Annotated in this window: 11 protein-coding genes; 6 read left to right on the forward strand and 5 right to left on the reverse strand. The window is 61.3% G+C overall.

Features of this window, described 5'->3' with window-relative positions:
- Positions 1-4: 4 nt before the first annotated feature.
- The gene (locus DXT96_RS22080; protein ID WP_153516483.1) at positions 5-2,296 is read left to right on the forward strand and encodes a hypothetical protein; all 2,292 of its coding nucleotides are present in this window, start codon (positions 5-7) and stop codon (positions 2,294-2,296) included.
- Between the two features lie 439 nt (positions 2,297-2,735).
- On the opposite strand, the gene rpoH is transcribed toward DXT96_RS22080, so the two are convergent.
- The 3 genes from rpoH to DXT96_RS22100 form a co-directional block, all read right to left on the reverse strand.
- Positions 2,736-3,638: an RNA polymerase sigma factor RpoH gene (rpoH, locus tag DXT96_RS22090; protein WP_149899876.1), complete on the reverse strand. Its 903-nt coding sequence runs from the start codon at positions 3,636-3,638 to the stop codon at positions 2,736-2,738.
- 168 nt (positions 3,639-3,806) lie between these two features.
- On the reverse strand, positions 3,807-4,631 hold the full coding sequence (locus tag DXT96_RS22095; protein WP_153516485.1) for a class I SAM-dependent methyltransferase: 825 nt from the start codon (positions 4,629-4,631) through the stop codon (positions 3,807-3,809).
- 285 nt (positions 4,632-4,916) lie between these two features.
- Positions 4,917-5,939 (reverse strand): RluA family pseudouridine synthase, encoded by a 1,023-nt coding sequence (locus tag DXT96_RS22100; RefSeq protein ID WP_149899878.1) that lies wholly within the window; start codon positions 5,937-5,939, stop codon positions 4,917-4,919.
- 38 nt (positions 5,940-5,977) lie between these two features.
- On the opposite strand from DXT96_RS22100, the gene DXT96_RS22105 reads away from it, so the two are divergent.
- Together DXT96_RS22105 and DXT96_RS22110 are read left to right on the forward strand one after the other, a co-directional pair.
- Positions 5,978-6,370, forward strand: a complete 393-nt coding sequence (locus DXT96_RS22105) for a hypothetical protein (protein ID WP_153516486.1) — start codon at positions 5,978-5,980, stop codon at positions 6,368-6,370.
- Complete coding sequence (locus DXT96_RS22110) at positions 6,360-7,220, forward strand: RNA methyltransferase (RefSeq protein WP_153516487.1); 861 nt, start codon at positions 6,360-6,362, stop codon at positions 7,218-7,220. The genes DXT96_RS22105 and DXT96_RS22110 overlap by 11 nt, the downstream gene beginning before the upstream one ends.
- A gap of 248 nt (positions 7,221-7,468) precedes the next feature.
- On the opposite strand, the gene DXT96_RS22120 is transcribed toward DXT96_RS22110, so the two are convergent.
- Entirely contained in the window at positions 7,469-8,704 is a 1,236-nt protein-coding gene (locus DXT96_RS22120; RefSeq protein WP_371418970.1) for a hypothetical protein, read from the reverse strand.
- Between the two features lie 310 nt (positions 8,705-9,014).
- Positions 9,015-9,611, reverse strand: a complete 597-nt coding sequence (locus DXT96_RS22125) for a DUF1134 domain-containing protein (protein WP_174373231.1) — start codon at positions 9,609-9,611, stop codon at positions 9,015-9,017.
- 251 nt (positions 9,612-9,862) lie between these two features.
- On the opposite strand from DXT96_RS22125, the gene chpT reads away from it, so the two are divergent.
- The 3 genes from chpT to DXT96_RS22140 all read left to right on the forward strand — a co-directional run bounded on the left by chpT (position 9,863) and on the right by DXT96_RS22140 (position 12,286).
- Entirely contained in the window at positions 9,863-10,510 is a 648-nt protein-coding gene (gene chpT, locus DXT96_RS22130) for a histidine phosphotransferase ChpT (RefSeq protein ID WP_149899883.1), read from the forward strand.
- 83 nt (positions 10,511-10,593) lie between these two features.
- Positions 10,594-11,133 (forward strand): GNAT family N-acetyltransferase, encoded by a 540-nt coding sequence (locus DXT96_RS22135; protein WP_153516489.1) that lies wholly within the window; start codon positions 10,594-10,596, stop codon positions 11,131-11,133.
- Between the two features lie 106 nt (positions 11,134-11,239).
- Positions 11,240-12,286, forward strand: a complete 1,047-nt coding sequence (locus DXT96_RS22140) for an alpha/beta fold hydrolase (protein ID WP_153516490.1) — start codon at positions 11,240-11,242, stop codon at positions 12,284-12,286.
- Positions 12,287-12,310 lie beyond the last annotated feature (24 nt).

A 12,310-nucleotide genomic window follows, 5' to 3' on the forward strand; every position in this document is an offset into this window, starting at 1 on the left:
GCTTATGGCGGATTTTGTAGCAGTCATTCGCAAGGCCGTGGATGGCTTGGCGAGCAATACTCCCGAAAACCGGGCGAAGGTTTACGACAAGGCGCGCAGTGCGGTTGTGCGCCAACTCGAGAATATGAAGCCACGTCCGCCGGAAGAATTGTTGCGCCGGCAGATCGCCAAGCTGGACGCCGCCATTGCCGAAGTGGACAGCGAATATGCCGAGGCGCTTCCGGCGTTGGAGGAGGATGATGCATTCTCTTCCACTGCCGAAGAGGCGGCAGCGCCTGCGCCCTACCATCAGCACGATATCGACGAAGATCGGGTGGCCCATGCCCCCGAGCCTGTCGAGGCGGAAGAGCCGGCCGCGACTGAGATCGCACAGCCTGAGCCAGCTTATGAAGAACCCGCCGTTGAGGAAGAGCCTCGCCACGAGGCGCCCGTTTCCGCGGCAGCCGAGCAGGATGAGCAGGTTTACGAGGAGCAGCGGGAAGAAGACCGTGAACCGGAAGAGCTCTATGAAGCGCCCGCTCCGGTAGCTCCTGTCGTTTCCGATGAGACGCACGGAACCTATTTCACCCGTGCGGAGGAAGAACCGGCCTATCGCTCGGCGGATGAGCACGATCGCGAATTCGAGACCGCGCCGCGCGAAGAAGACACGTCCGTTCCCGCCCATTGGGCAAAGCCCGTGGATGAGGACGACTGGCGCAAGCTTGAAGAAACGCAGGCCGACGATGATGTGCGCCCTGCTGACGACTATGCCGATGTGCGTGCCGAGACGGACGAGCGCCCGCTGGTTGCCGGTTATGCCGCGCAGCATTATCAGGACCCGGCGGTGAATTTCGAGCCGGAAAAGCGCGATGCGGATGACCGCTTCGGCCATGCGGCAGTGGATCACGATCCGGTCTTCGGCCGGCAGGATGATTTTTCCGAACCGCGTCAGACGGACGATACGACCCCGAAAAAGTCGGCCGTCGTTGAGGATTTCTCGTCCTATTTCCAGGACACGGATATTGCCATTCCTGCAAAGGATGCGCCTGCGCTGCCCCGCGCCGATAACGATCCCTTCGGCGATCAGGCATCGACCAGGGACAACAAGGAACGCACCCCCTGGGACGATCTGGACGAGCTGATCGGTTATGACGGCGCGTCGTCGTCCAGCCGGGCAACTGCGGACGATACGCCCGCTTTGGGCGCAGGTGCTGCGACGCCCGCTTACATGGTCAAAAAGAAGCCGCGCCGCAACTATGCTTCGCTGGTGCTTGCCCTTGTCGGTGCCGGGCTTCTGGCAGGTGGCGGTTATGCGCTGTGGATGAACCGCGACGCCCTGAACGACATGGTCGGCGGGCTGGTGCAATCGGCACAGAATGGCGGTCAGACCCAGACGCCTCCGGCCAATACTCCGACAGGTGAGGCGCAGACATCGACGCCGCCTGCAACCCAGCCGCCGCCCGCCACCGGGCAGCAGCCGGCAAATCACCAGGCGCCGACGCATGGCGACGATGGTTCCGTGACCGGCACGAAGTTCACCCAGCGGCTTCTGGCTGACGGGACCGAGCGTGACGAGGGACCAGCGCCGGGCGCGAACGGCCAGCCGGTTACGGCAGAAGGCCAGTCGGTTTACGAACAGAACGTTGCGCCGCCGCCTGCGGGTGAGGCTCCTGCCAATCCTGCCGGTGCGCCCGCCGGAACGCCCAATGGAACACCGGCCGGCACGCCGCCGGCCCAGCAGCCTGCCGCTGCCGCCACCGGCGATCGCATGTTCCTTTACGAGGAAGTGCTGGGCCAGACGGTTCCGACAGCCATTCAGGGCAGCGTTTCCTGGTCGCTGCAGCAGGAAAATGATGCGGAAGGCAAGCCGTCTCCGACCGTTCAGGGCCAGATCACGGTTCCCGGCCGGGGCTTGAGTGCGCTTATTACCTTCAAGCGCAACACCGATCCGTCGTTGCCGGCCAGCCACCTGATCGAGATCGTCTTCTCGGTTTCGCCCGGCTTTGAAGGCGGGGCGATCGACAGCGTCCAGCGTATCGCGATGAAGAGCACCGAGCAGGATCGCGGCAATGCCCTGATCGCGGTTCCGGCCAAGATCACCGACGATTTCCACATGATTGCGCTCAACGACTTCCCTGATGCGATGAAAACCAATCTGGAGCTGCTGAAGAGCCGCAACTGGATCGATATTCCGGTCTCCTATCGCAACGGTCGCCGCGCGCTTCTGACCCTGCAAAAGGGCAATGACGGCATCGCCGCCTTCGACAAGGCGCTCAGCGAATGGGCGGCGGCTGCCCCGGCGGCGGGCGGTCAATAAGGATTGAAAGGGCGGCTCGGGCCGCCCTTTTCGTTATATGGCTACGGCGGTGTCTTTGCGTTTGTCGGGTGATGGGTGGGTTAGTTGGTGCTGGTGGGTGTGGCTCACCCCCCTCTGCCCTGCCGGGCATCTCCCCCACAAGGGGGGAGATCGATATGCCGCGAGGTCTCGACCAACTCAACGGTCAAGGATGAAGCGGCGGTAGAGCGTCTTGCCGATCTCCCTCCTTGTGGGGGAGATGCCCGGCAGGGCAGAGGGGGGTAAGCGGCATCCCCCGAAGCATGGATATTTTTCCGGCCGGTTTTGCTCCAGCGCAATCGCCGGTCTCGGATGGCAGACCATTTCCAGTCGTCATTACCAACAAAAAATCCCCGGCCGAGGGCCGAGGATGATCGATGGTCCGGACGCAAAACCGCTCCGCACTTTTGTTGGATATGCTTTAAGCATCCACCACGCGCAAGGCGCGCGCGGCTTCCAGCGCTTCCTTCTGCACCGCTTCCTGCACCTTCTCGAAGGCGCGAACCTCGATCTGGCGCACGCGTTCGCGGCTGATGTCGAACTCGGAGGAGAGTTCTTCCAGCGTCACCGGGTCTTCCGCAAGGCGGCGGGCCTCGAAGATGCGGCGTTCACGGTCGTTCAGCACGCCCATGGCCTTGGCCAGCATGCGGCGGCGGGTTTCCAGCTCGTCCTGCTCGATCAGCACGGCTTCCTGGCTTTCATGGTCATCCACCAGCCAGTCCTGCCATTGGCCGGACTCGCCTTCGGAGGCCTTGATCGGCGCATTCAGCGATGCGTCGCCATGCAGGCGGCGGTTCATCGAGATGACTTCTTCCTCGGAAACCTGCAGCTTGGTGGCGATTTCCTTGACGTGTTCCGGCTTCAGATCGCCATCGTCAATCGCCTGGATGCGGCCTTTCAGCCGGCGCAGGTTGAAGAACAGGCGTTTCTGGTTGGCGGTCGTGCCCATCTTCACCAGCGACCACGAGCGCAGGATATATTCCTGGATCGAAGCCTTGATCCACCACATGGCATAGGTGGCCAAACGGAAACCGCGTTCCGGATCGAACTTCTTGACCGCCTGCATCAGGCCGACATTGCCTTCGGACACGACTTCGCCGATCGGCAGGCCGTAACCACGATAACCCATGGCGATCTTGGCAACGAGACGCAGATGGCTGGTGACGAGCCGATGGGCGGCGTCGCGGTCGCCATGCTCGGCGTAACGCTTGCCAAGCATGTACTCTTCCTGCGGCTCCAGCATCGGAAATTTGCGGATGTCGTCGAGATATCTATTGAGACCGGCTTCGCCGGCCGTAATCGTAGGCAAACTATTGCGGGCCATAAAGCACCCCCTTATCTATGGTCTGGAACGGCACCCTCTCTGGCGTGGCAAAATCACCCGCCCGAGGCACACCGTAAGCTGCGGGTCGTTACCGACCCCGCACGAACCCATGTGACAGATATGTACGCGCCCGCCGCGTTTCAAGCGAACGCTGCGTTCACACATCCGTTATGTTCCGGCCACACTGTCTCTGACCTGTTTAACTTTCGAGCGGTAGATTCGTTCCGAAAAACCGCCGAGGCCGGAGCGCACCATCAGCTCATACATCACCCGCCGGCGCATGGGATTGTGCAGGCGCACGACGTTGGAGCCGAGGAATTGCGTTTCCCCATGACCAAGCGCCTGTAAATCAGGGTCAGCGGTGATCGCGTTGGCGTAGGTCGCGTGAAATTCCCGGCGGCAGACATAGGTTTTATATTTGGTCATGCCGAAGCAGACGAGGCTGTGGCCATGGGTGCGCAGAAAATCCGCCACACCCACCGTCACTTCCGGCCATGCCGGGTTGAAAGTATCGTCAAAAACGATGACACCGTGCGGTGCGATGACCTCCATCGCCAGTTTCGCATCTGCCAGCACGTGATGCAGATGGTGGCCGCCATCGATGCTGAAGAAGCGCGCCGGGCCGATGCGCGCGGTGATCTCGGCGGGAGCCAGCCGGGTGCTGTCGCCCCTGATGATCAGGTTCTCATCCATGGCAAAACCCAGCCGGCGGCCGTTTTCCATCAGCCGCTCATATTGGTCGAGACTGCCATCTTCGGGCGGATCAAGATCGAACAGATCGACGCCCAGCACCTTTTCCTGCGTCTGGGCGAATTTGCGCAGCAGGAAATAAGAGCGGCCATAATAGACACCGATTTCCGCCATGCCGCCCTTGAGGCCGTCTCTTGTCTGCGCCTGCAGCAGCGCCTTGAACACAAGCGCATCGGGCGGGTCGATATAACCTTCTATGCTGCGTAGATCCTGAAATATGAACCGGCGGTCTTCGATATTCATGCGCGATAGATCCCGTCATCATGCCGGTTCCGCTGAGGCTTTAGCATCGAACGGACGGCGTTGCTTGCGGCGTCGGCTATTCGGCAAGCTCGGCATGCGGACACGGCGTTCACCGGAGCGGTTGCAAGCTTTCCGGGGCCGAGGAGGTGCGACGATTGAAGCGAAATTGGGGCGGTCTACAAAAAGGACCGACTGCGGAATATCGCTATCCGCTAATCTTTTTTTATTATCCGGGACTTCCGGCGAGATATATAGCGCGGTTTTTTGACCGCGCCATACCAGTTTTCAGCTGCGCAGAGCTTCAAGCAGCTCTTGCATATCGTCAGGCATATCGGTTTCGAACTCCATCACCTCGCCGGTGCGGGGGTGTTCGAAGGCCAGCAGATAGGCATGCAGCGCCTGTCGGGGAAAGCGGTTGACGGTGGATCTCGCCGGTTCTTCCAGCAGGTTCGCCTTGGTGCGGAAGGCTGCGCCATATTCGGGATCGCCGATCAGCGGGTGGCCGATATGGGCCATGTGCACACGGATCTGGTGGGTGCGGCCGGTTTCCAGACGGCACTCCACCATGGAGGCGAGGCAGGATGCATCTGGCTTTTCGTGGAACCGTTCGATCACCTCGTAGTGGGTGATCGCCTCGCGGGCGTCATCGGTATCCTCGCGCTTGACGGTGCGTTTGGTGCGGTCGGCGCCACGGCCGAGTGCGGCGTCGATGGTGCCGCGCAGCGTGCGCGGGCGGCCCCAGACGACGGCCTTATAGGCGCGTTCCAACGGCCCGGTGCGGCCGTGATCGGCAAATTGCGCGGCCAGATGACGGTGGGCATTGTCGTTTTTCGCCACGACCATGACGCCGGAGGTTTCCTTGTCCAGCCGGTGCACGATGCCGGGGCGCTTGACGCCGCCGATGCCGGAGAGGCTGTCGCCGCAATGGTGGATGAGGGCGTTGACCAGTGTTCCCGTCCAGTTGCCGGCACCCGGATGCACGACGAGACCGGCGGGCTTGACCAGCACGATCAGGTCTTCGTCCTCATACTCCACAACCAGCGGAATGTCCTCGCCCTTGGGTTCAGGGTCTTCCGGCTCCGGCATGACGATTTCGATGCGATCGCCCGGATGCACTTTCTTTTTCGGCTCGGTCACGGGCGTTCCATTGAGGAGGACCGCGCCCTGTTCGATCAGCGCTTTCAGGCGGCTGCGGGACAGATCGCTGCCAACTTCGCCCACCAGCCACACATCAATGCGGCCTTCGGCGTCTTCCCCGGCAATCAGGACTTTCCTTGCGTCTCCGCCTTGTTTAAAGGGGTCGTTCATTGTTATTTTTCCGATCCATCAGCATTTCAGGGAACCCGATGACGCAGATCGAGCCAGACGAACAGGAAGACAAGCCGCTTGATCCGGCCGTGGAAAAAGTTCGCCGCAAGATGATCCGTTTGCAGATCGTGTCGGGCTCCGTGATGTTTATCAGCCTTATGGCCGTCTTCGGCGCAGTTGTCTACAAGGCGATGGGGCCGTCGAAAACCGTTGCAACGCAGAGTGCTGCGCCAAATCTTGCCGTTCCCACCGGTAACGGCCCGCTGGCCGTCACCGCCAGCCTGCCGCAGGGCTTTACGATCGACAATGTCAGCTATTCCGGCGGCGACATGCTGTTTTACGGCCGGCTTGCCAATGGCACCCGCAAGGCGCTGGTCTTCAACGTCGCGGCGGGCCGTTTTCTGGCTGATGTGACTGTTGATGCCCAGTGAGGGTAACGAGGGTGTGCTGCTGGATGGGCGGGCGCTGATTCCGGTCGATGACCCGGCCGATCCGCGCATCGCCGCCTTTCGCGATATTCGCGAGCGGGACCTGACCGGCCGGCAGGGCCGCTTCATCGCCGAAGGCACGGTGGTGCTGCGCATGCTGGCCGCCGCCCACAAGGCGGGTGGCGCCTTTGCGGCGGAGAGCATTCTCATCCTCAAGAATCGGCTGGCCGGCGTCGCCGATATTCTTGCCGATTTCCCGCCCGATGTTCCCGTCTATGTGGCGGAAGCGCCGGTGCTTGATGGTATCGTCGGTTTCCACCTGCATCGCGGCGTTCTGGCGCTCGGCCGCCGGGTGCGTGATGAGCGGCTTGAGGAAATGACGGCAGCGCTTCCCGCCTCTTCGCTGGTGCTGGTGGGCTGCGGCATTTCCAACCACGACAATCTCGGCGCGATGTTCCGCAATGGTGCGGCGTTTTACGCCGATGCGGTGTTGCTAGATGAGACATGCTGCGATCCGCTTTATCGCAAGGCGCTCAGGGTTTCCGTCGGTTCGGTGCTGTCGGTGCCCTATCATCGCGGCGGCGGGGCGGTGGAGATGCTCGAGCAGCTATCCGAGGCCGGATTTGCGATCTGGAGCCTTTCGCCAAACGGCGAGACCGAGATCCGCGATATTCCCCGCTCCGAGCGCATGGCGCTGGTTATCGGCACGGAAGGCGAGGGGTTGCCGCAATCGGTGCTGTCGCGGTTTCATACCGCGCGGATTGCGCAATCGCCGCAGCTGGATAGCTTGAATGCGGGCACGGCTTCGGGGCTGGCGCTTTATCAGATGGCGGGTGTGATGGGGCGGGTGTGATCGGGCGGCTTCAGGGGGGATTACAGCGAGCGTCGGTGTGTGCCGCTTCACCCCCCCTCTGCCCTGCCGGGCATCTCCCCCACAAGGAGGGAGATCGGCAAGACGCACGACCGCCACTTCATTCTTAAGTGTCGAGATAGCCGAATTCACAAACGTTGAGATGGTCGAGACCTTGCCGCGTATCAATCTCCCTCCTTGTGGGGGAGATGCCCGGCAGGGCAGAGGGGGGTAAGCCGCACCCACCAGCCTTACTGTTTCTGCTTCCCCATCAACGCACCCGCCCGCGTCGCAAGGCTCTCGCGCCCTGATGCACCAGAGGCCTTGGCCAGCAACCCCGGAATAGGCGATTTCTCACCCTCCTGTGCCGCCGTCAGCGCAATCATCCTGGCAGCGATCCTCGCGATTTCGCGGCGGATCGGTTCGTCATTGCCGGTGCCGCGCACATTCAGCAGGCGTTCGGTGAGCGCCGTTCCCTGATTGCGGATATCCTCGATTTCCTGCTCCAGACCTTCCGGCGACGGTGCCGTTGGCTCAACCACGGCGGAGGCTGCGGCCTCCTCTGTCGTCACCGCCTGCGCCACGTCCTCCGCAACGACGGGTACGGTTTCGGGCGCGTCGGCTGCGGCAGGGGCTGCCGGTGGCAACTCGCTCGCTGCTTTCTCAACCGGCACTGCCGGGTTCGGCAGGCGAATGATCATGTCGTTGGCGCGGCCGCCGGTTGCCGCAAGCTGTTCCTTGAGGCGGGCGACTTCCTGATTGCGCAGCGTCAGCATCGTATCAAGATCGGCATTTTTCGCCATCACGGTAGCGACCTGGTCTTCCAGTCGGGTGACCTTGCGGCTTTCGCGCGCAACCGCCGTCATGGCCTCCTTGTTACGGGCCGCCACATCCTGCAGTTCGCGGGTCGCGGTCTCACCTTCCTTGCGAAAACGCGTGGCGCTCTGTTTTGCCTGCTCGGCCTCCAGATCGCGGGTGGCGGAGGTGATTTTCGTGTCATCCAGCTCGCGCGTCAGATTGGTAAGGCGGGCGGTGAGATCAGACATCTGGGCGGCGCGCTCATTGGCGGCCTGTTCCTGTTGCGTCAGGTTCGTGGCAATCGCATTGGCGCGTTCTTCGCTGGTATCGAGGGCGGCGCGCAATTCGCCGATTTCCAGCGTCAATTCCTCGATTTTCAGGGAAAAGCCGCGGTTCTGTTCGCCAAGGCGATAGGCATCGCTGGAGGCGGCTTCGTTGGCGAGGCGCAGCGAGGTGTTTTTCTCCCGCTCGGTATCCAGTTCCTGGCGGACCTTGGCGTTTTCGGCGGCGTAAAGCGCGCGCGCCATATCCTTCTGGGCGCGGACTTCCTGCGGGCTGATGGGCATGGTCGCGCGCAGGCGGTTTTCCGTATAGGCGACAATGCGGCGGTGGATCGCGGGCGCGATCAACAGGGCCAAAAGGGTTGCGGTGAGAAAACCCAATCCGAAAAGAATGGCATATTCGATCACGCGGGACAGTCTCCGAAACTCAGATACGCGCGCATTCGGAAAGAGGAGCGCGAAAGCACGTTACGCTATTATTGCAACCGTGGGGAGGGGTTTCCCTAGGCAATTAGCAGGGCGGGAGGTTGCCGCCTGTTTCTTCTCCCCGCCGGGGAGAAGGTCGCGGCAGCGGGATGAGGGGGCGAGGGTCGTGAGATACGGCGACGGTGCCCCCTCATCCGACCCTTCGGGCCACCTTCTCCCCGGCGGGGAGAAGAAACCTGCCGCAATGCTTCATCCTATAGAGCACCCTTAGCTCCGCTTAGACCTCAGCGAATCAGAAGGGGTTCCAGGTCGGCTGCTGGGTGAGCTTCAGGTAACCGACATTGATGCCGAGGCGCGCGCCGATGCCGGTGCGGATGGGGGCGAGCGTCACATCGCTGCTCTTCAGATAGGTCATGCCGACGCCGGCGACGATGAAGGCGGAACCGCTGACGCCGCCGTAACGGCGGTAAAGCGCATCGACCGATGGCAGATTGTAGACCAGCATCATGGCGCGGGTGCCCTGGCCACCGTAATCAAGCCCGAGCGACGGGCCTTGCCAGAAGACCGGATGCTGGCCGGCATTCTTGGTATAAAGCGTGCCTTCGCCATAGGTGAGGCCGGCAACGAAAGCGCCAGAGCCTTCCTGGCCAAGAATATAACCGTTCGGAAGTCCGTATTGCTGGAAGGCGCGCTCCACCACCTTGGCAAGGCCGCCGGTGGTTTCACCGAAGAATCCGTGGCCTGCATCCACGACTTCCTGGATGGAATATTGATCGCTGGTCTGGGCAAAGGCCGGTGCGACCCACATCAAGAGGCTCGCAAGGAGCGCGACAATCTTTCCCAGTCCGAGGCGTGCAATGGTGCGGGTTTTCGTAAGGCGCATCGTCATGTCCGTCCGTCTGTTTCGTTAACGCATCAGCCCGAAAAACCGAATCGATTTTCGCAAGGGCCGAGGCGTAGAGTCAAAGTTCTACAGCATCTGTCGTGCATCCTGGCGGATACACGGGGCTCCAATGTGGCCTGTTAAGGCATTTGGCATTTTGAAACCATCCTATTAACAATCGGTTTACCAAATATGGTGTCATTATGGCTTAACAATTTCCACACCGTCCGCGCCTCCCTTGCGCAGGAGAGAATTTTATGACGAGCAAACTCAATATCACGCTGTCCGGTCCCGATCTGGCGGCTCTTTTGTGCAGTCGCGTGTGCCATGATGTGATTTCTCCTGTCGGCGCCATCAATAACGGCCTCGAATTGCTGGACGAGGGCGGCACGGATGACGATGCGCTCGATCTCATCCGCACCTCAGCCGTTAACGCATCCGTGCGGCTGAAGTTTGCCCGACTTGCTTTCGGCGCTTCCGGTTCCGCCGGCGCCTCCATCGATACCGGCGAGGCCGAAAAGGCCGCGCAGGATTTCGCCGCTGCCGAAAAGAAGGCTGAAGTCAGCTGGAGCGGTCCGCGCGCCATCGTTCCGAAAAATCGTGTCAAACTGCTGCTCAACCTGTTCCTCGTCGCTTACGGCGCAATCCCGCGCGGTGGCAATGTGGATGTGGTGCTGGAAAACCCTGACGGTGACGCCAGGTTCGAAATCGCCGTCAAGGGCCGGATGATGCGTGTTCCGGCCAAGTTCGTGGAGATTTACGAAGGCCGGCTTGAAGAGGCGGTCGATGCCCATTCCGTGCAGCCCTATTACACGCTGCTTCTGGCGGAAGAGGCCAATATGACGGTGGAATACAAGGTGCATGAAGATCGCATCGTCTTTACCGCAAAGATGGCTGCCGAGTGACCGCTCAATTGCGGACGTGATTTTAAGGGCCGGAACCGCGTCTGCCGACGCGCCGGCCTTTTTTCGTTTTGGGGGGCACGTTCATGGTACGTCTGACAACCGCTCGCCTTCTCCTTCGGCCGCACGCCATCGGGGATGAAGTGCTTTATCGCGCATTCTGGGGGGCGGATGTTCCACCGATCGAGGGGCTTACCTCGATTACGCCGCTGGATGCGGAACTCGCTTTCGCCCGGCTTTTACGGTTTATCGGCCATTGGTCCGTTTATGGATTCGGCCCCTTTGTGGTGGAGGAGCTTGCCACGGGGCGCATCGTCGGCGAGGTGGGTTTTGCCCATATGCGCCGCGGAAACGGCGCTGATTTCGATACTGCGCCCGAGGCGATGTGGAAAATCGACGGAGGACTGAACGGCAAGGGCGTCGCGACCGAGGCGGTGGAAGCGGCAACACGGTGGTTCGACAGTAGCGGAATTTCGCCGCGAACAGTCTGCATGATCGATCCGCTGAACAGCCCTTCGTTGGCCATTGCTGCCCGATTCGGCTTTCGGCCATTCCGCGAGACGACGTTCCGTGAACACCCCATCCGGCTTTTCGAGCGTGTGGGCGGCAGTCAGGTGAGCGGGTGAAGGCGCTGCCTTGATCGTGTTTCAGTCCGTCCTGAAACCCGTTTGAGGTCTCGGGCGGCGGCGGTTTGAGCCAGGGGTTGGTGCATATCAACTCCTGGAGCACCTCATGCGCAATTTTCTTCTGGCGACAATTGTCATCTTCTCCCTTGCCCCCGCCGCGATGGCGGAAAGCACCATCGGTTTCAGGCAGATCAAATTGCCGGATGATGCCGGTGCAAGAGCACTCAATGTCTCATTATGGTATCCGGCCATTCCATCGGGAAAAACCGAGGTCGTGGGTGAAAACGCTGCCCTATACGGTCTTGAGGTTCAACCGGATGCTTCCATTCCAGCCGGTTCTCGTCCTCTTGTGCTGTTGTCGCACGGGTTTGGCGGAAGCTGGCGCAATCTGAACTGGCTTGCCGGGGAGCTTGCGCAGGACGGTTATGTCGTGGCCGCGCCGGATCATCAGGGCGAATCATTTACCGAAGAAAATGCAGCCGAGGTCGTCCCCTTATGGGAGCGGCCGCGTGATATCGGCAGAACGCTGACGGCACTTCTTGGGGACAATCAGCTTGCCGGCGAGATCGACAGGACGCGCATCGCCGTGATTGGCCATTCCCTTGGCGGCTGGACCGCTATGGAACTGGTGGGAGGCCGTTATAGCGCCGAACTTGCCTTGAAGGGCTGCAATGCGGAGAAAGCGCCACCGCAATGCAAGGCGCCCCGGCTCCTGGCCAAGGTTGGCATTGTTGGCGGTGGCAAGGCTGATCCGCGCCTTTCGATGGATTTGCGGGATATCCGCATCCGCGCGGCCGTTGCGCTTGATCTCGGCCCGGCCGCCGGGTTTCTGCCGGAAACGCTTGAGGGGATCGACGTGCCGGTTCTGGTTCTGGCTGCCGGTGTGGAGACGCCCGAGATCGCGGCGATCAGGGCCGATTCCGACTATATCGCCCGGCATCTGCCAAAAACCACGACGGTCTATCGGGAAATACCGGATGCCAGCCACTTCAGCTTCATGCAGCTCTGCAAAGCCAATGGTGAAAAAATCGTCGAGGCGCTGTCACCGGGCGAAGGTTTCGTGTGCCGGGATGGCGGGGGCAGGGGCCGCGCTGAAATCCACGCGCAAATCGCGGAGATAATCGGCGGCTTTCTCAAAGAGAAACTGCGTTAAGAAAGCTATGCGCCTGATAGATGG

Origin of the sequence: Agrobacterium sp. ICMP 6402 (genome assembly GCF_009498615.1) — a bacterium.
In the GTDB taxonomy this organism is placed as follows: Bacteria; Pseudomonadota; Alphaproteobacteria; order Rhizobiales; family Rhizobiaceae; genus Agrobacterium; species Agrobacterium burrii.

Excerpts from the sequence above, each read along its gene's own strand:
- DXT96_RS22080 (WP_153516483.1), top strand. The coding sequence starts at position 5 with ATGGCGGATTTTGTAGCAGTCATTCGCAAGGCCGTGGATGGCTTGGCG.
- rpoH (WP_149899876.1), bottom strand. The coding sequence starts at position 3,638 with ATGGCCCGCAATAGTTTGCCTACGATTACGGCCGGCGAAGCCGGTCTC.
- DXT96_RS22095 (WP_153516485.1), bottom strand. The coding sequence starts at position 4,631 with ATGAATATCGAAGACCGCCGGTTCATATTTCAGGATCTACGCAGCATA.
- DXT96_RS22100 (WP_149899878.1), bottom strand. The coding sequence starts at position 5,939 with ATGAACGACCCCTTTAAACAAGGCGGAGACGCAAGGAAAGTCCTGATT.
- DXT96_RS22105 (WP_153516486.1), top strand. The coding sequence starts at position 5,978 with ATGACGCAGATCGAGCCAGACGAACAGGAAGACAAGCCGCTTGATCCG.
- DXT96_RS22110 (WP_153516487.1), top strand. The coding sequence starts at position 6,360 with ATGCCCAGTGAGGGTAACGAGGGTGTGCTGCTGGATGGGCGGGCGCTG.
- DXT96_RS22125 (WP_174373231.1), bottom strand. The coding sequence starts at position 9,611 with ATGACGATGCGCCTTACGAAAACCCGCACCATTGCACGCCTCGGACTG.
- chpT (WP_149899883.1), top strand. The coding sequence starts at position 9,863 with ATGACGAGCAAACTCAATATCACGCTGTCCGGTCCCGATCTGGCGGCT.
- DXT96_RS22135 (WP_153516489.1), top strand. The coding sequence starts at position 10,594 with ATGGTACGTCTGACAACCGCTCGCCTTCTCCTTCGGCCGCACGCCATC.
- DXT96_RS22140 (WP_153516490.1), top strand. The coding sequence starts at position 11,240 with ATGCGCAATTTTCTTCTGGCGACAATTGTCATCTTCTCCCTTGCCCCC.